The organism is Bordetella genomosp. 5, assembly GCF_002261315.1.
Classification (GTDB): domain Bacteria; phylum Pseudomonadota; class Gammaproteobacteria; order Burkholderiales; family Burkholderiaceae_B; genus Bordetella.
Map to the genome: position 1 here is coordinate 106,266 of NZ_NEVP01000007.1, position 18,184 is coordinate 124,449.

At 65.3% G+C, this 18,184-nt stretch carries 17 protein-coding genes; 2 read left to right on the forward strand and 15 right to left on the reverse strand.

The features are described 5' to 3' along the window. Positions 1-6: 6 nt before the first annotated feature. The 12 genes from hflK to ndk all read right to left on the reverse strand — a co-directional run bounded on the left by hflK (position 7) and on the right by ndk (position 11,899). Positions 7-1,326 carry an FtsH protease activity modulator HflK gene (gene hflK / locus CAL25_RS12505; RefSeq protein WP_094800434.1) on the reverse strand — a complete coding sequence of 440 codons (1,320 nt, stop codon included), beginning with the start codon at positions 1,324-1,326 and terminating at the stop codon, positions 7-9. Further along, positions 1,292-2,398 (reverse strand): GTPase HflX, encoded by a 1,107-nt coding sequence (hflX, locus tag CAL25_RS12510; RefSeq protein WP_094800436.1) that lies wholly within the window; start codon positions 2,396-2,398, stop codon positions 1,292-1,294. The genes hflK and hflX overlap by 35 nt, the downstream gene beginning before the upstream one ends. Before the next feature lie 90 nt (positions 2,399-2,488). After that, positions 2,489-2,725 carry an RNA chaperone Hfq gene (gene hfq / locus CAL25_RS12515; RefSeq protein ID WP_003810707.1) on the reverse strand — a complete coding sequence of 79 codons (237 nt, stop codon included), beginning with the start codon at positions 2,723-2,725 and terminating at the stop codon, positions 2,489-2,491. A gap of 131 nt (positions 2,726-2,856) precedes the next feature. Further along, positions 2,857-3,939: a histidinol-phosphate transaminase gene (gene hisC, locus CAL25_RS12520; RefSeq protein ID WP_094800438.1), complete on the reverse strand. Its 1,083-nt coding sequence runs from the start codon at positions 3,937-3,939 to the stop codon at positions 2,857-2,859. Further along, positions 3,940-5,289, reverse strand: a complete 1,350-nt coding sequence (gene der / locus CAL25_RS12525) for a ribosome biogenesis GTPase Der (RefSeq protein ID WP_094800440.1) — start codon at positions 5,287-5,289, stop codon at positions 3,940-3,942. A gap of 21 nt (positions 5,290-5,310) precedes the next feature. Further along, the gene (gene bamB, locus CAL25_RS12530; protein ID WP_094800442.1) at positions 5,311-6,474 is read right to left on the reverse strand and encodes an outer membrane protein assembly factor BamB; all 1,164 of its coding nucleotides are present in this window, start codon (positions 6,472-6,474) and stop codon (positions 5,311-5,313) included. A gap of 3 nt (positions 6,475-6,477) precedes the next feature. Further along, positions 6,478-7,116 (reverse strand): YfgM family protein, encoded by a 639-nt coding sequence (locus tag CAL25_RS12535; protein ID WP_094800444.1) that lies wholly within the window; start codon positions 7,114-7,116, stop codon positions 6,478-6,480. A 1-nt stretch (position 7,117) separates the two neighbouring features. Beyond that, entirely contained in the window at positions 7,118-8,410 is a 1,293-nt protein-coding gene (gene hisS, locus CAL25_RS12540; RefSeq protein ID WP_094800446.1) for a histidine--tRNA ligase, read from the reverse strand. A gap of 52 nt (positions 8,411-8,462) precedes the next feature. Then, positions 8,463-9,749, reverse strand: a complete 1,287-nt coding sequence (ispG, locus tag CAL25_RS12545) for a flavodoxin-dependent (E)-4-hydroxy-3-methylbut-2-enyl-diphosphate synthase (protein ID WP_094800447.1) — start codon at positions 9,747-9,749, stop codon at positions 8,463-8,465. A gap of 14 nt (positions 9,750-9,763) precedes the next feature. Then, on the reverse strand, positions 9,764-10,291 hold the full coding sequence (locus CAL25_RS12550; RefSeq protein WP_094800449.1) for a helix-turn-helix domain-containing protein: 528 nt from the start codon (positions 10,289-10,291) through the stop codon (positions 9,764-9,766). Then, on the reverse strand, positions 10,288-11,439 hold the full coding sequence (rlmN, locus tag CAL25_RS12555) for a 23S rRNA (adenine(2503)-C(2))-methyltransferase RlmN (protein ID WP_094800451.1): 1,152 nt from the start codon (positions 11,437-11,439) through the stop codon (positions 10,288-10,290). The genes CAL25_RS12550 and rlmN overlap by 4 nt, the downstream gene beginning before the upstream one ends. A 34-nt stretch (positions 11,440-11,473) precedes the next feature. Beyond that, a complete protein-coding gene (gene ndk, locus CAL25_RS12560; protein ID WP_094800453.1) occupies positions 11,474-11,899 on the reverse strand; it encodes a nucleoside-diphosphate kinase in 426 nt (141 codons plus the stop codon). Positions 11,900-12,284: 385 nt separating this feature from the next. On the opposite strand from ndk, the gene CAL25_RS12565 reads away from it, so the two are divergent. Beyond that, positions 12,285-15,173: a valine--tRNA ligase gene (locus tag CAL25_RS12565; RefSeq protein WP_094800455.1), complete on the forward strand. Its 2,889-nt coding sequence runs from the start codon at positions 12,285-12,287 to the stop codon at positions 15,171-15,173. 365 nt (positions 15,174-15,538) lie between these two features. Then, positions 15,539-15,919, forward strand: coding sequence for a hypothetical protein (locus CAL25_RS12570; RefSeq protein WP_249279056.1), 381 nt, complete (start codon positions 15,539-15,541; stop codon positions 15,917-15,919). 52 nt (positions 15,920-15,971) lie between these two features. On the opposite strand, the gene trmD is transcribed toward CAL25_RS12570, so the two are convergent. The 3 genes from trmD to rpsP form a co-directional block, all read right to left on the reverse strand. Next, positions 15,972-16,781: a tRNA (guanosine(37)-N1)-methyltransferase TrmD gene (gene trmD, locus CAL25_RS12575; protein ID WP_094800457.1), complete on the reverse strand. Its 810-nt coding sequence runs from the start codon at positions 16,779-16,781 to the stop codon at positions 15,972-15,974. Continuing rightward, the gene (gene rimM, locus CAL25_RS12580; RefSeq protein ID WP_094800459.1) at positions 16,781-17,407 is read right to left on the reverse strand and encodes a ribosome maturation factor RimM; all 627 of its coding nucleotides are present in this window, start codon (positions 17,405-17,407) and stop codon (positions 16,781-16,783) included. Before rimM ends, trmD begins: the two co-directional genes overlap by 1 nt. Before the next feature lie 264 nt (positions 17,408-17,671). Continuing rightward, positions 17,672-17,932 (reverse strand): 30S ribosomal protein S16, encoded by a 261-nt coding sequence (gene rpsP / locus CAL25_RS12585; RefSeq protein ID WP_094800461.1) that lies wholly within the window; start codon positions 17,930-17,932, stop codon positions 17,672-17,674. Between the last annotated feature and the right edge of the window lie 252 nt (positions 17,933-18,184).

Sequence of the window (18,184 nt, forward strand, 5' to 3'; positions counted from 1 at the left end):
TCGGGATTAGCGGGACAACACGCGATCGCGCGTGAGCGTGTTGCCGGTGTTGCTGTTGTTGCCGCTATTGCCGGCGTTGTTCGCCGACCCCGGAGTGCGCGAGGGCGCGGGCGGAATCGTGGGCTGGTTGCCGCCCGGAAGACTCAGATTGCTGCCCTGCGGACGACCCGCCTCGTGCGCGGCCTGCTGCATGATCTTGTCGAGCGGCAGATACATCAGCTGATTGCCGTTCTGCGTATCGACCATGACCTTGCTGGCACGCGTGAAGACCTCTTGCATGGTCTCGAGATAGAGACGTTCGCGCATGACGCGCGGCGCCTTCTCGTATTCGCCCAGGATCGACACGAAGCGTGCCGAATTACCCTGCGCGTCGCCGATGACCTTGGCCTTGTAACCTTCGGCCTGCTCGAGCATGCGCGACGCCTGACCACTGGCGAGCGGCACGACCTGATTGGCGTAGGCCTGGCCTTCGTTGATCTGACGCTCGCGATCCTGACCGGCCTTGACCGCATCGTCGAACGCGGCCTGCACCTGTTCGGGCGGCTGGACGTTCTGGATGGCGACCGTGCTGATCTGGATGCCCGCCTGGTAGCGGTCGAGGATCTGTTGCATGAGTGCCTGGACTTCGCCAGCCACTTCGGTACGGCCTTCGTACAGCACGAAGTCCATCTGCTTCTTGCCGACGATCTCGCGCATGGCGGTTTCGGCGGCCTGGCGCACGGAATCATCCGGATCGCGCATCTTGAACAGATAATCGGGCGCGCCGTCCGCACGCAGGCGGTACTGCACCACGAACTGCATGTCGACGATGTTTTCGTCGGTGGTGAGCATCAGCGATTCAGGCAGAACCTTGTTGCGCGAACCCCCGCGGAAACCGACTTCGAACGTACGCAGCTGCGAAATGTTGACCATTTCGTGCGATTGGATCGGATACGGCATGCGCCACTGGAAGCCCGCGGGCGCCGTGGACTTGTATTTGCCGAACTGGGTGACCACGGCCACCTGGCCTTCCTGGACGATGAAGAAGCCGCTCGCCAACCACAAGCCGGCAGCCACCAGAACGATGACGCCGAGACCGATCCGGGCGCCTCGCGGCGACGGCGGCTGAAAGCCCCCGCGCGGCGAGTTGGGGCGGTTGTTATTGCCGCCGCCCTTGCGCCCGAAGATCGAACCTATGCGGTTATTGAAGTCTCGCCAGACCTCATCGAGATCTGGCGGACCGTCTCCATTGCCCTGCGGCCGCTGCTTGGGCGGCTCGGAGCCATTGTTGTTGCCACGACCCCAGCCGGGATCATTCAGATTGAAGAGTTTGTTGATTCGAGGCATTGTTTCCCGCAATCTGTCCGGTCTCTGCAATTGCCCCGCGCAACGCATCCAGACCGGCGCGCTCGGTAGCGCTTACGAATACTCGCGCAATCGTACCATGGGCATCGCGCTCGACCCGCGGAGGCAGGTCAAGGCGGTCGATCTTGTTGTATACCAGAATGGTCGGAATCTCGGCTGCGCCGATTTCCGTCAGCACCTTCTGGACTTCCAGCACCTGCTCGTCGCGCTGCGGACTGGCCGCGTCGACCACATGCAGAAGCAGGTCGGCGTGCACGGTTTCTTCGAGCGTGGCGCGGAATGCCGCAATCAGGTTGGGCGGCAGATCACGAATGAATCCCACCGTATCCGAAAGCACCACCGAGCCCGCGCCGTCGATCCAGATGCGCCGCGTGGTCGTGTCGAGCGTGGCGAACAACTGATCGGCCGCGTAGGCGCCCGCGCGCGTGAGCGAATTGAACAGCGTCGACTTGCCGGCGTTGGTATAGCCCACGAGCGAGACCGACAAGGCGCCGCCGCGCGCACGCGCACGACGTTGCGTGATGCGCTGACGTTCGACACGGTCGAGGCGCTCGCGCAGCATCTTGACCTTGGCGCCGATCATGCGTCGATCCATTTCGAGCTGGGATTCACCCGGCCCGCGCATGCCGATACCACCGCGCTGACGTTCCAAGTGACTCCACAACCGCGTGAGGCGCGTGGAGAGATGCTGCAGCTGAGCGAGCTCGACCTGCAGCTTGCCTTCGTGACTCTTCGCGCGCAACGCGAAGATGTCGAGGATCAGCGCCACGCGATCGACGACGCGCAGATTGAATTCGCGTTCGAGGTTGCGCTGCTGCGCGGGCGACAACGGCTGATCGAACAGCACGATATCGGCGAGCAGTGCGCCGGCCATGGCCACGCCCTCTTCGACCTTGCCCGAGCCGATGAAGAACTTGGCGTCGGGCCGGTCTCGGCGCGCGTTGAGGGTACCGACGATTTCCGCGCCGGCGCCGTCGGCCAGCATCGCGAATTCTTCGGCATGGGCAATATGATCAGGACTGCCCAGATCCACACTGATAATCAGGGCTCGCATACGTGCACCATTTCGAGGCCAAAGCGAAAATGCCCGCCGGCACGAAGCGTGCGGCGGGCAACAGGAGGTACTGCCGGAGCAATAAACGGTTTATTCAGCGGGAACTTCCACCTGGAAATTGACGGCTCGCGCCGGAACGACGGTCGAGATCGCGTGCTTGTAGACCATCTGGGTCACGGTATTACGCAGCAGCACCACGTATTGGTCGAAGGATTCGATCTGCCCCTGAAGCTTGATCCCGTTGACCAGATAGATCGACACGGGCACGTGTTCCTTGCGCAGCGTGTTCAGAAACGGGTCTTGCAAAGTTTGCCCTTTATTGCTCATTGGCCAGGCTCCATTTGTTATTGAGGTGGTGGCGGACGCCGAAATATGTACTCTACAGGGTTTTCCCGGGCGGTGCCACTTGGCTGCCCGGGCAAGATGCCACGAGAGTTTTCAGATTTTCCCCGAGGGCGTCACGATGAAAAAATCGCCTTCAGGCCCGTGATTAGACGGGCACATTCGTCGTCGGTTCCGACCGTGATGCGAAGGAATTGATCGATACGCGCACGACGGAAATGACGCACGATGATCGCACGCTCGCGCAGGGCCGCGGCAAGCGCGGCGCCATCGTGCGCGGGATGGCGGGCGAACACGAAGTTGGCGGCCGACGGCAGCACCTCGAAGCCCAGCGCCTGGAGGTCGGCGGTCAGCCGGTCGCGCGTGGCGACGATGGCGCGGCAGGTCTGTTCGAAATAGGCCTGATCTTCGAGCGCGGCGATGGCGCCAGCCGACGCCAGACGGTCGATCGGATAGGAATTGAAGCTGTCTTTGACGCGCTCCAGACCTTCGATCAGGGCCGGATGACCGATGGCGTGACCCACGCGCAGACCGGCGAGCGAGCGCGACTTCGACAGCGTCTGCACCACCAGCAGGTTGTCGTGACGCGCCACCAGCGACACCGCGCTCTCGGCGCCGAAATCGACATACGCCTCATCGATCACGACCACGCATTGCGGATTACCCGCCACGATGCGCTCGACATCGGCGAGCGGCATGGCGCGGCCGGTGGGTGCGTTGGGGTTCGGGAAGATGATGCCGCCCGCGGCCTGCCCACCAGCAGGCAGGTAATCCTGCGGCTCAACCCGGAAGTCGTCGGTGAGCGGCACGGTGTCGTGCTCGATGCCGAAGAGACCGCAATAGACCGGATAGAAGCTGTAGCTGATGTCCGGGAACAGCAGCTTGCGACCCTCGTGCTTGAGCAGGGCCACGAACACGTGGGCGAGCACTTCGTCGGAACCGTTGCCGACGAAAACGTGCGCCGCCGTGATCCCGTGCCCTGCCTGCGCGGCGATGGCCTCGCGCAGACGATCGGAGCCCGGATCGGGATACAGGCGCAACGTGTCGTCGGTCGCGGCGCGAATGGCCTCGATGGCCTTCGGCGACGGTCCGTACGGGTTTTCGTTGGTGTTGAGCTTGACCAGATCGAGCAGCTTGGGCTGCTCGCCGGGCACGTAGGGACTGAGCGCCCCGACCACGGGGCTCCAGTAGCGGCTCATTTACTTGTCCTCGGCGTAGGGGTTGTGCGAGGACTTGAACTCGATGCGCAGCGGCGTGCCAGCCAGATTGAAGGCGTTGCGGAAGCGGGTTTCGAGGTAGCGGCGGTACGAATCCGGAATCGCGTCCAGTGCGTTGCCGTGGATGACCACGAGCGGGGGGTTTTGTCCGCCCTGGTGCGCATAGCGCATCTTCGGACGGAAAATGCCCTTGCGCGGCGGCTGCTGCTGCTCGACGGCGTCCTGGAGCTCACGGGTGAGCTTGGGGGTCGAGAGCTTGGCGAATGCCGCGGCATGCGCCGCATTGACCGACTTGAGCAGCGGGCGAATGCCCTGCCCCTTGAGCGCCGAGATGGTGTGCATACGCGCGAACGACAGGAACCGCAGCTTGCGCTGGAATTCGCGTTCGATGCGCTCGCGCTGTTCGTCGTCGAGGCCGTCCCATTTGTTGATGGCCACGACCACGGCGCGTCCGGTCTCGAGCACGAAGCCCGCGATGTGGGCGTCTTGTTCGGAGACTTCGGATTGCGCGTCGATCATCAGCAGCACGACGTTGCTGGCCTCGATGGCCTGCAGCGTCTTGATGACGGAGAACTTCTCGACGGCCTCGAACACCTTGCCGCGCTTGCGCAGCCCGGCGGTATCGATCAGCGTGTACTTGCGGCCGTCGCGCTCGAATTCGATCTCGATCGCGTCGCGCGTCGTGCCCGGCATGTCGAACGCGATCACGCGCTCTTCGCCCATCAGCGTGTTGATGAGCGTGGACTTGCCGACGTTGGGACGACCGACGATCGCCAGCTTGATGCGGTGATCGGGCTCGCCCTCGCCGTCGGCGAGCTCGGGCTCGGGTTCGACCAGGCCCTCGAGGGCGATGCCGATCAGATCGACGATGCCATCGCCGTGCGCGGCCGAGATCGGATAGGGCTGCCCCAGGCCGAGCTCGTGGAAATCACCCGTGGCGCTGCCCACGCCCATGCCTTCGGCCTTATTGACCGCGAGCAGGACGCGTTGCTGACCCGACTTGCGCAGCAGGCGCGCGATCTCGTGATCGTGCGCGTTGATGCCGGCGCGCGCGTCGACCAAAAACACCACCACGTCGGCTTCGGCGATGGCCTGGCGCGTCTGGCGCGCCATTTCGGCCAGGATGCCGTCCTTGGCCACCGGCTCGAAGCCGCCCGTGTCGATCACGATGAAAGGCGTTTCCCCGACCCTGCCCTCGCCGTAATGCCGGTCGCGGGTCAGGCCGGAATAGTCGGCCACCAACGCCGCCCGGGAGCGCGTAAGGCGGTTGAAGAGGGTCGACTTTCCGACATTGGGACGGCCGACCAGGGCAACGACAGGTTTGAAAGACACGGTGTAAGGCTTAGTTTTGGATTAGTTGGTACCGAGGAGGACCAGATTGCCGTTGCCGGTCTGGACCACCACGCCCTGCGACGTGGTCTGAAGCGGCGAGACCACCGCGCCACCGCCCACCGACACGCGCGCCATCAGGCGGCCATCGCTGCGCGACAGGAAATGCACATAACCGTCGTAGTCGCCGACGGCGACCGCGCCGCCGAGGATGGCCGGCGAGGTCAGTTTACGGTTCTTCAGGCCGGCCTGCTTCCAGACGTTGTTGCCGTTCTCGAGCGCGAAGGCGTTCACGACGCCGTTCTGGTCGGGCGCGAAGGCAAAGCGATCGTCGAGCGCCATGCCGCTGGCGCTGGAGAAATCCTTGGCCCACAGCGGACGGCCACCCTGGGTGACGTCGAAGCAAACGATGCGACCCTGATAGGCCACGGCGCACATCAGCGGACCGATCAGGCGCGGCGCACCGACTACGTCGGTGAGGCGTTCGAGGTCGCTCGCGCCCTTTGGCGTGGCCACGGTGCCTTCCCATTGGACGTTGCCGGACGCGACGTTGATCGCCAGCATCTTGCCACCCGGCAGACCGGTGATGACCAGGCCTTCGGCCATGACCATCTGGGCCGGGCTGCGCAAGGCGAGCGCCGGACCCGGACGCTGCAGGCTCCACAGACGATTGCCGGTATTGGCGTCGAAGGCCTGGATACGGTAGTCGCCGCTACGGACGACGACGGCGCCGTAACCGACCACGGGCGGAATCTCGACATCGCTGGACGCCTTGGCGCGCCACTTGATCTTGCCGGTGTCGTCGAACGCGACGACTTCGCCCGAGGGCGTGGCCACTGCCGTGGTGGTGCCGTCGCTGCCCACACCGGCGGACAGCTTGGACTCTGCCTTGCTCTTCCAGACGACGCGGCCGCTCTGGAGGTCGAACTTGCCGACGGAGCCATCGGGCGTCGCGGCGTAGACGGCATCGCCCAGCACCGTGGGCGCGAAGCCCAGGCCGGAACCGCTACCGATCGACTGCGACCACACGGCGCGCGCCGACATGGCGGGCGAATAATCAGTCAGGGGCGCCGGCGCATAGCGGTCGTCGTCCTTGGAGAACCACGAGCACGCGCTCAGGGCCAGGACGGCGCTCATGACGAAGGCGCCGCGCCAGATCAGACGGCCAGGACGGGAATTACGCATCACTTATCAGGCTCCGGTCAAAGCATCGAGTTTCAGTTGCACGGCTTGCGTGAGGGGATTCGCGGCGCCCAGACCGTCGACGGCCTGTTGCCACGCCGTGCGGGCTTCTTCGCGCTTGCCTTGAGCTGCCAGCACGTCGCCACGACGATCGGCATACAGCGCGGCGAAAGGCGCCGGCGGATTGTTGAGCTGCGCCAGCGCGGCATCGTATTGCTTTTGGTCGAGCAGCATGCCTGCCAGACGCAGACGCGCGACCGGCGCGAGCGCGGGCTGCTTTTCCTGGCTGGCCAGCCATTCGAGCTGCTGGCGCGCGCCATCGGTATCTTTCTGTTCGATCAGCGCGGCGGCGGCGACGAGCGCGCCCCGGCCGGCATAGCCGGTGGCGGGATAGTCGTCACGCAGCGTTGCGGCGGCGGCCTTGATGCGCACGGCCGAATCGGCACCACCCAGGCGGGCGGCATCTTCGAGGGCTTCGAAGTAGCCCATGGCCTGATTGGCGCGATAGCCCTGATAGGCCTTCCAGCCAGCGGAGGCGGCCCAGGCCAGCACGATCACGGTCGCCAAGCCGAGCAGCAGCGTGCCCCAGCGTGCCCACCAGGCCTTGATTGCGTCGAGTTTTTCCTGTTCTTCGAGATCGTATGCCATGCTAACCCTTGGATTTCAGAACTTCAGCCAACTGTGCGAGCGGGACTTGCTGCTGGCTGGCAGCGCCCTCGGCTTCGCCGCGTAGATACTTGAGGCTTGCGGTGTCGTTGGCCACTTCATCGTCGCCAAGAATAACCGCAACCCGGGCACCGCTGCCGTCGGCACGCTTGAATTGCGCCTTGAAGCCGGTCGCGCCGGCGTGCACGATGACCGAGAAGCCGGCATCACGCAACTGCTCGCCCACCTTGGCGGCCAGACGCTGCGCGCCTTCGCCCTGGTGAACCACATAGACGTCGCACTCGGCCTCGGCTTCGGCCGGCACGCTTTGCTGCCACAGATCGAGCAGCCGTTCCATGCCGATGGCGAAGCCGACGGCCGGCGCCGGCTTGCCGCCGAGCAGCTCGATCAGGCCGTCGTAGCGGCCACCGCCGCACACCGTGCCCTGCGCGCCGAGGCGGTCCGTGACCCACTCGAAGACGGTGAGGTTGTAGTAGTCGAGACCCCGCACCAGGCGCGGATTGAGGCGGTACTCGATGCCCGCGTCGGTCAGACGCTGGCACAGGCCATCGAAGTGCGCCCGGGATTCTTCGCCCAGGAAGTCGAACAGGCGCGGCGCGCTGTCGGCCATCGCCTGCATGGCGGGATTCTTGGTGTCGAGGACGCGCAGCGGGTTCGAGTAGAGGCGGCGCTTGCCGTCTTCGTCGAGGATGTCGGCGTGCTTCTCGAGGTGAGCGATGAGCGCCGTGCGGTGCGCCGCGCGCTCGGCGGGCTGGCCCAGCGAGTTGAGCTCGAGGCGGATGTCGGTCAGGCCCAGCATCTTCCAGAGGCGCGCGAGCATGACGATCAGCTCGGCGTCGACATCGGGGCCGGCGAGGCCCAGCGCCTCGACGTCGATCTGGTGAAACTGGCGATAGCGGCCGCGCTGGGGCCGCTCGCGGCGAAACACCGGACCGATCGAGTAGACGCGATGCGGCCGGTCGTAGAGCATGTTGTGCTCGATCGTGGCGCGCACGATGCCGGCGGTCATTTCGGGCCGCATCGTGACCTGATCCTGTTTGCCTTCGGCGCCGTCCCAGAAGGTGTACATCTCTTTTTCGACGATGTCGGTGACTTCGCCGATCCCGCGCGCGAAGAGGCGCGTGCTCTCGAGCACCGGCGTGCGCATGTTGCGATAGCCGTAGCTGCGCAACCAGCCGCGCACGATTTCCTCGAAACGCTCCCATTGGGCGCTTTGGCCCGGCAGCAGGTCGTTCATCCCGCGAATGGCGGAGACTTTCTGGAAAGCTTGCGTCATCTTTGTCGTGCCACCGTCATCCCCGCGAGGACAGGCGGCCTGGTCCTTGTACTTAATGAGAAGCGTCGGCGCCGTAGCGGCGGGCGACATAATCTTCGACGATGGCCTGGAACTCTTCGGCGATGTGATCGCCCTTGAGCGTGACGGTGCGTTCGCCGTCGACGAATACCGGGGCGGCGGGCACCTCACCGGTACCGGGCAGGCTGATACCGATGTCGGCGTGCCGGCTTTCGCCGGGGCCGTTGACCACACAGCCCATCACGGCCACGTTCATGCTCTCGACGCCCGGATAGCGGGTGCGCCACAGCGGCATCTGGCGACGCAGATACGACTGGATGCTGTCGGCGAGCTCCTGGAAGAAGGTGCTGCTCGTGCGGCCACAGCCCGGGCAGGCCACGACCATGGGGGTGAAGGCACGCAGACCCATGGTCTGGAGGATTTCCTGGGCGACGATCGCTTCGCGATCGCGGTCGCCGCCGGGCTCGGGGGTGAGCGAGATCCGGATGGTGTCGCCGATGCCCTGCTGCATGAGCACCGCCAGCGCGGCCGTCGAGGCGACGATGCCCTTGCTGCCCATGCCGGCTTCGGTGAGCCCGAGATGTAGCGGGTAATCGCAGCGCGAGGACAGATCGCGATACACCGCGATCAGATCCTGCACATGGCTGACCTTGCAGGACAGCACGATCTTGTCGCCGGCGAGGCCGAGCTCTTCGGCGCGCAGCGCATTGGTGATGGCGGACTCGACGAGAGCGTCGCGCATCACGGCCTGGGCTTCCCAGGGCGTGGCGCGGGCGTTGTTCACGTCCATCTTGCGCGCCATCAGCTCGTGATCGAGGCTGCCCCAGTTGACGCCGATACGCACCGGCTTGTCGTGGCGGCAGGCCACTTCGATCATCTGCGCGAAGTTGTCGTCGCGGCGCTTGCCCCCGCCCATGTTGCCCGGATTGATGCGGTACTTGGACAGGGCCTGCGCGCAATCGGGAAACTGCGTGAGCAGCTTGTGACCGTTGTAGTGGAAGTCGCCGACGAGCGGGACGGACATGCCCATGCGATCGAGCTGCTCGCGGATCGCGATGACCTCGCGCGCGGCCTCGGGGGTATTCACGGTGATCCGGACGATCTCGGAACCCGCCTGGGCCAGCTCCTTGACCTGGATCGCGGTGGCGATCGGATCCGCGGTATCGGTGTTGGTCATGGACTGCACCACGACCGGAGCGTCACCGCCGATGGTGACGACACGCTCGCCCCATTTGACCTGGACGGCACGCGTGCGACGGCGCGGCGCGGCGCCCACGTCGGGCGGCGGCGTGTCCTGGCAGGGCTTGGACTGATCATGCATGAATCGGGCCGGTGTTACTTGGTCAACTGGGAAACCCACTGGAACGACAGCCACTCACGCGGCAGCCAGCCTTGCCAGAAGGCATAGCCGACGCCGGCGGCGATCAGCACCAGAATCACGATCCACCAGCCCCAGGAACCGCCGGAACGGTCGTCTTCGCTGGGCAGCCCTTCGGTACCGGAGGTGCGCAGGCCACGGCTCTGCGCCAGGCTGCTGCCGCGCGTCGGGGCGACGCTGGCCGCCGGCGCGGGCGCGTGCGCCTCGAGCGAACCGGCGATGGCCTGACCGTCGGCGCCCAGCAGGCGCGCGTAGTTACGGATCAGGCCACGCAACGACACCCCGGTGGGCAGATCGTTCCAGCGCTCTTCTTCGAGTGCCTGGATCTGACGGGGAGAAAACTTGATGCGGCCGGACACCTCTTCGAGGGACCAGCCTTTGGAGAGCCGCAAGGCTCGCAGGGCCGCGCCGACAGTGGCCGCTGCCGCACCGGGATCGGTTGCGGGAACGGCTTGCGATACTGCGGGAGCGATTTCCTGCGTCATGCTGGCACCTGTCGGATGGGAATGGACCGAGCGGCAGCGTTGCGCTCGGTGATACGCGTGCGATCCTTGACTTCGCCGGCCAACTGGCCACAGGCGGCGTCGATGTCGTCACCGCGCGTCTTGCGCACGGTGGTGATGATGCCCGCGTCCATCAGACGCTGGGCGAAAACCTTGACCCGGGCCGACGGCGAGCGCTTCAGGCCGGACGCCGGGAACGGGTTGAACGGAATCAGGTTGAGCTTGCAACGCACCTGGCGCGCCACCTGGATCAGTTCCTTGGCGTGCTGGTCGGTGTCGTTGACGCCATCCAGCATGCAGTATTCGAACGTGATGAAATCGCGCGGCGCATGCTCGAGATATCGATTGCAGGCGGCGAGCAATTCAGCGAGGGGGTATTTCTTGTTGAGCGGCACGAGCTCGTCGCGCAGCGCGTCGTTGGGCGCGTGCAGCGAGACGGCCAGCGCCACCGGGCAATCCTGCGAGAGCCGGTCCATCATGGGCACGACACCCGAGGTGGACACCGTGACGCGTCGGCGCGACAGGCCATAGGCGTTGTCGTCGAGCATGAGACGCAGCGCGGGCAAGACCTGGTCGTAGTTGAGCAGCGGCTCGCCCATGCCCATCATCACGACGTTGCTGATGACGCGGGTATCTTCGGAAGCCTTGGCACTGGCCAGGCGCGCGGAGCCGATATCGGCTTCGACGGCACGCTTGGCATGCCACAGCTGACCGATGATTTCGTCGGTGCGCAGATTGCGGTTGAAACCTTGATGGCCCGTCGAACAGAAGCGGCAGTTCACCACGCAGCCGGCCTGGCTGGAGATGCACAGCGTGCCGCGGTCGTCTTCGGGGATGAAGACGGTTTCGATGGCATTGCCCTGCCCCACGTCGAACAGCCACTTGCGTGTGCCGTCGACGGAGCGCTGCTCGGTCGCGACCGGCAGCGCTTCGATCAGGCAGTTCTGGGCCAGCTGCCCGCGAAAATCACGGGCGAGGTCGGTCATGGCGTCGAACGAATCGGCGCCGCGCTGGTGAATCCAGCGCTGCAGCTGGCGGGCGCGAAAAGGCTTGCCGCCCCACTTGCCGACCAGGTCGGCCAGGGCGCCGGCATCCATGCCCAGCAGATTGATTCGTTCGACAGTGCTCATGACGCAAAGACAGACAGAAAAGCCAGACCCGTGATCAACGGCTGTGGATGTTGATTTCGGGGAAGAAGAAAGCGATTTCGACGGCGGCGGTTTCGGGAGCGTCCGAACCGTGCACGGCGTTGGCGTCGATGCTTTCGGCGAAGTCGGCGCGGATGGTGCCCGGGGCAGCCTTCTTGGGATCGGTCGCGCCCATCAGGTCGCGGTTCTTGGCGATGGCGCCTTCACCTTCGAGGGCTTGCACGAACACGGGGCCCGAGATCATGAAATCGACCAGGTCCTTGAAGAAGGGGCGCTCGGCGTGCACGGCGTAGAAACGCTCGGCGTCGGCGCGCGACAGTTGTTGCAGACGGGCAGCGACGACCTTCAGGCCGGCTTGCTCGAAACGGGCAACGATCTGACCGATGGCGTTCTTGGCGACGGCGTCGGGCTTGATGATCGAGAGGGTGCGTTCAATGGACATGAGAACTCCAAAAGACTGACTTGACGACAGATTTTCAATAGGGTTTGACGCCCGGCCGCGCGGAGAGTTCTGCGCGGCCGCGACCGACATGACGGCCTGGGGGAACTGTGTTTGGGGGTGGCGAGCCTGCCGGCGCGCGCCTCGGTTGCATGCTGGCGCGCCCCCAAGGACGTGCCCACGGGCACGCACCTCAGCACCGGCCCGAACGTCAGAACCAGGATTCGGCACTGGCAACCAATCAGAATTCCTCAATAAAAACAGAGACTTCTAAAAGGTTTACAGTAACCCGGCATTCTAACACGCCGACACGACCGCATTACATCTTAAAATTGATGGTTTGCTCGACCGCCAGTATGGTCGGGCCCCTGTTTGCCGGAACTGAGTAATGACCCAAGCTGCCGACCCGAATTCTTCCCCGAACGACACTCCCGAACTGTCCAAAAGCTTCGAACCCGCCGAGATCGAATCGCGCTGGTACGACGAATGGGTAAAGCGGGGCTATTTCGAGGCGGGCCGCCACGTAGAAACGGGGGCGGATAGCCAGCCCTACTGCATCCAGTTCCCGCCGCCGAACGTGACGGGCACCCTGCACATGGGTCACGCCTTCAATCAGACCATCATGGACGGCCTGATCCGCTACCGCCGCATGAGCGGCGACGACACCGTCTTCATCCCGGGCACGGACCACGCCGGCATCGCCACGCAGATCGTGGTGGAGCGCCAGCTCGACGCCAAGGGCGTGTCGCGGCACGATCTGGGCCGCGAAGCCTTCACCGAGAAGGTCTGGGAGTGGAAGGAGCAATCCGGCAACACCATCACCAGCCAGGTGCGCCGCCTGGGCGCATCGGCCGACTGGCCGCGCGAATACTTCACGATGGACGACCGCATGTCGCGCGGCGTGGTCCAGACTTTCGTGCACATGTACCGGCAGGGCCTGATCTACCGCGGCAAGCGGCTGGTCAACTGGGATCCCAAGCTGCTGACGGCCGTGTCCGACCTCGAAGTGCAGTCGGAAGAAACCGACGGCTTCATGTGGCACATCGAGTACCCGTTCGTCGACGGGCCGCAAACCATCGTGGACAAGGAAGGCAATACCGTCACGCTGCGCGGCCTGACCATCGCCACCACCCGTCCCGAGACCATGCTGGCCGACGGCGCGCTGTGCGTGCATCCCGACGATGCGCGCTACAAGCACCTGGTGGGCAAGCTGGTCGAGCTGCCGCTGTGCGATCGCAACATCCCGATCATCGCCGACGACTTCGTCGATCCCGAGTTCGGCACGGGCTGCGTGAAGATCACCGGCGCCCACGACTTCAATGACTACGCCTGCGCCCTGCGTCACGACCTGCCGCTGATCGTGATCTTCACGCTCGACGCGCACATCAACGAAAACGGCCCGGCGCAGTTTCAGGGCATGGAGCGCTACGAGGCCCGCAAGGCCGTGGTTGCTCAGCTCGAAACCGACGGCTATCTGGTGCGCGTCGAACCGCACAAGATGATGCAGCCTCGCGGCGACCGCACGGGCGTGGTGCTGGAGCCCATGCTCACCGACCAATGGTTCGTGGCGATGAGCAAGCCCGCGCCCGAAGGCGCGATCAATCCGGGCAAGAGCATCACCGAAGTGGCGCTCGACGCCGTGGCCGACGGCCGCATCACCTTCTACCCGGACAACTGGACCACGATCTACAACCAATGGCTCAACAACATCCAGGACTGGTGCATCTCGCGTCAACTCTGGTGGGGCCACCAGATTCCGGCCTGGTTCTCCGAAGACGGTCAGGTGTTCGTGGCGCACTCCGAAGAAGAGGCGCTCGAGCAGGCGCGCGCCGCCGGCGTGACGGGTCCGCTCAACCGCGACCCCGACGTGCTCGACACCTGGTTCTCGTCGGCGCTCGTGCCCTTCACCACGCTGGGCTGGCCCGAAAAGACGCCGGACCTGGCGCGCTACCTGCCCTCCAGCGTGCTCGTCACGGGCTTCGACATCATCTTTTTCTGGGTCGCGCGGATGGTCATGATGACCATGCACATGACCGGCAGCATTCCGTTCAAGCACGTGTACGTGCACGGCCTCATCCGTGATGCCGACGGCCAGAAGATGAGCAAGTCCAAGGGCAACACGCTCGACCCGGTCGACCTCATCGACGGCATCGATCTGGACTCGCTGGTGGCCAAGCGCACGTTCGGCCTGATGAATCCGAAGCAGGCCGGCACGATCGAAAAAGCCACGCGCCGCCAGTACCCGGATGGCATCCCCGCCTTCGGCACCGACGCGCTGCGCTTCACGATGTCGGCATACGCCACCCTGGGTCGCAACATCAACTTCGACCTCAAGCGTTGCGAAGGCTACCGCAACTTCTGCAACAAGCTCTGGAACGCGACGCGCTTCGTGCTCATGAACACGGAAGGGCACGCGCTGCACGGCAACGAGACCGGTGAACTCTCGTTCGCCGACAAGTGGATCGTGAGCCAGATGCAGGCACTCGAAGCCGAAGTGGAACGCGGCTTTGCCGACTACCGCTTCGACAACGTGGCCAACGCGCTGTACCGCTTCGTGTGGGACGAGTACTGCGACTGGTACGTCGAACTGGCCAAGGTGCAGATCCAGAACGGCACGCCCGCCCAGCAGCTGGGCACCCGCCGCACGCTGATCCGCGTGCTGGAGGTCGTGCTGCGCCTGGCACACCCGATCATTCCGTTCATCACGGAAGAGCTCTGGCAGAAGGTGTCGGTCGTGGCCGGCAAGCGCGAGGCGGGTCAGGCCGGCAGCGTGAGCGTGCAGCCCTATCCGCGCGCCAACCCGGCGGCGATCGATAAGGATGCCGAGGCCGAAGTCGCCCAACTCAAGGCGCAGATCGAGGCCGTGCGCGCGCTGCGTGGCGAAATGAACCTGTCGCCCGCCCAGCGCGTGCCGCTCATCGCCCAGGGGGATGCCGCGGTGCTCAAGCGCAATGCGCCCTATCTGGCCGCGCTGGCCAAGCTGAGCCAGGTCGACGTGGTCGACAGCCTGCCCGACGCCGGCGCGCCCGTTCAGGTGGTGGGCAATGCCCACCTCATGCTGCACGTGGAGATCGACGTGGCGGCCGAACGCGTGCGCCTGGACAAGGAGATCGCGCGCCTCGAGGGCGAAATCGCCAAGGCCAACGGCAAGCTCGGGAACGCCAGCTTCGTCGAACGCGCGCCCGCCGCCGTGGTTGAGCAGGAGAAGGCGCGCGTCGCGCAGTTCAACGAAACGCTGGGCAAGGTGCGCGATCAGCGCGCCAAGCTGGGCGGCTGAGCCCTCGGCCCTCCCCGCGCACCTATAGACCGGCCCCGAGTGGGGCCGGTTTTTTTTGCCTCGGCCCGGCGAACGTAAAGGTTTGTGCCAGCGCCTCACTGCCAGAGCGTCCGGGCGCGATACAGGCTGTTGCAGGGTATCCGGGCCGCACGGCACAAACGGGGCATATTTTCCCCGCTGCGTTGCGCAGCGCACAGCCGGGTCGGGCCCGGCTGTGCTGGTGGAGGGCGAAGCGGGGGCAGGATGGCCGAGGCAGTAGCGCCGGCCATGACCCCGCATCGCACTCCTTGCTGGCTGCCCCACAACAACGCCAGGAACGGCGACCGTGGATCCGGCAGCCGATCCCATCACGTTGGAGACCTGAAATGCCGATCCTCTCGCAAGTCCGCGCCTTCTCCCGCATCAAGACCGCCGCCGTCATGAGCGCCGCCGCATTCGCGCTTGCGGGCGGCGCCGCCACCGCGCAGCAACCGATGCCGGGCCAACAGGGAATGCCCAATCTGGCCGCCCTGAGCGGCCAGATGCACGCCGCGGCCGAAGCCTGCAACGCCTACACCAGCGCGCAACTCGAACAGATGAAGCAGCAGCAGAAGACGGCCACCGCCAGCCAGGGCATGTCGGCCGCCGACTTCGACAAGTCGTTCAAGACGAGCTATGACGACACGAAGACCAAACTCGGCACGATGAGCGCCGCCGACAAGGAAAAGATGTGCGCGCAACTGAAGGCGATGTCGGGCGCACGCTGAAGCAGCGGGTCGCGCGGCAGGCAAGACCCGGCAGCGCTGAACGATCAGCGCCTCAGCCGGCCTTGCCGCGCCGCCGCTTGCGCGGCGCCTCGGGCGGCGGCAGGCCCTGGAGCTCGGCCAGCCGCACTTCGTCGGCATGGTCGAGCCAGCCCTGCTCCCGTGCGCGATCGATCAACTCGGGACGCCGTTGCAGCGTGAGTCGTAGCGATTGATCGCGCCGCCAGCGTGCGATGAGCGCATGGTTGCCGCTCTTGAGTTCGGCCGGCACCGCGACACCCTCATAGACTTCCGGGCGCGTGTAGTGCGGGCTGTCCAGCAGGCCCGACAACGTTTCGTTGAAGGAATCCTGGAGCGCCGAGTCGCCATCGTTGAGCACGCCCGGCACGAGCCGCACGGCCGCATCGATGACCGCCAGCGCGGCGATCTCGCCACCCGACAACACGAAGTCGCCGAGCGAGATTTCGAGCGTGACGCAGCGGTCGATGAAGCGCTGATCCAGCCCTTCGTAGCGGCCACAGATCAGAATCAGCCCGGTGGAGCCGGCCAGCCCCTGCGCGGCCGCCTGATCGTAGCGCCGGCCCACGGGCGCGAGCAGCGCGACCGGCGCGCGCGGCAGCCCCTCGGCCTCGCGGCCGCGCTGCGCGGCCTCGACCGCGGCCTCGAGCGGCGCGGCCAGCATCACCATCCCCGGCCCGCCACCATACGGACGATCATCGACGGTGCGATGGACGTCCGATGTGAAATCGCGCGGATTCCAGGTGTGCAGAGACCAGATCCCCTGCCCGTGCGCACGGCCGGTCACGCCTTGATCGCGAACGACGGCGAACGTTTCGGGGAACAGGGTGATGACGTCGAAACGCATCAGTCGTCTTCCAGCGGCCAATCGCTGTCGATGACGCGGGCGGTCAGATCGACGTGATGGACATGGGCCCGAACGAACGGCACCAGGACTTCGGCGGGACGACCCTTGGCGTCGAGCACGGGCTCGACCGGTGCGTCCGGCGCCGCCTGGCGCTGACGATGGACCTGCAGAATGGCATGGGCGCCGTTATCGAATACCCCGTCGACCACGCCGATCAGCGTGCGAGTGCCAGGCGCGTCGGTATAGAGCGCGCATCCGATCAGGTCGACCCAGTAGTATTCGTCGTCGCCCGCGGCCGGAAAGGCGCTACGCGCCACCGACACGACATGACCGCGCAAGGCTTCCGCCTGATCACGATCGGCTACACCGTCGAGCTGCGCCACGACCGTGCCACTATGGACACGTGCCTGCAGCACCTTGATTGCGACGGGTACGGACGCGACAACGCCCCGAGCCGCTTGCGGCGCGGGGCGAGTCAACCACCACTGAGACTGGGTGCGCAACACATCGGCCTGTGCCGAGTGCGGCTGCACCTTGACCCAACCCTTGACACCGTAGGCCGCGGTGATGCGACCCAGTTCGACCAGGTCTTCGGGCGCCGCTTTGGAGCGGACAGCATCAGACATGGGTCGTGTGCAAAAAATGTGGTTGGAGGGCTCGCGCCAGGCGCGAACCAGACTCGCGGGAGGCAGCAGGATCTGCCCAAACCGAATCAGCCCCGGCAACCCCTGCCTTGAAGGCCGGGATGACTCGGGCTGGAACCCACCGTGCGCGATGAGCGCGGCGTTGATTCGGAGGTGTCACTGCTTCCTGGCCCGGTGTAACGCGTGAGCGCCGGCCACCGGGCATGTCATGGCACGCGTGCCAGACGGACCCGCGAGAGGCAAAGCTTAGGCAGCAGCCGAAACCTTGGCCGAGTAGTCTTTGACCAGACGCTCGACGGCGGGCGACAGTTGCGCGCCGTTGTCGGTCCAGTACTTGACACGATCCAGCGCGATGCGCAGGTTTTCGGTGCCTTCGGAGCCAACCGGGTTGTAGAAACCCACGCGCTCGACAAAGCGGCCGTCGCGACGGTTGCGCGAATCGGTAGCAACCAGGTTGTAGAACGGACGCTTCTTGGAGCCGCCACGGGCCAGACGAATCACCAGCATAGGTAATCCCTTGAATTAGTTGTGGAAAAACGGGAAATTCTAGCACCCTATTGAACACCATGGCAAATGCCCCGCCGTTTTTTGCGGTGGGCGCCCATGATGTTGTGCCGTTATGCCACGAAGCAACATATGCTCGGACTCGGTGGAGTGTGGCAATGGCGGCACGCGGGGTAGTCTCGGGTGTGGCCGGCAGCGCCGGTCCGCGGGAAGAACTGCCGCGCGTTTGCGGGTTCAGAACGGCTAAAAAATCGG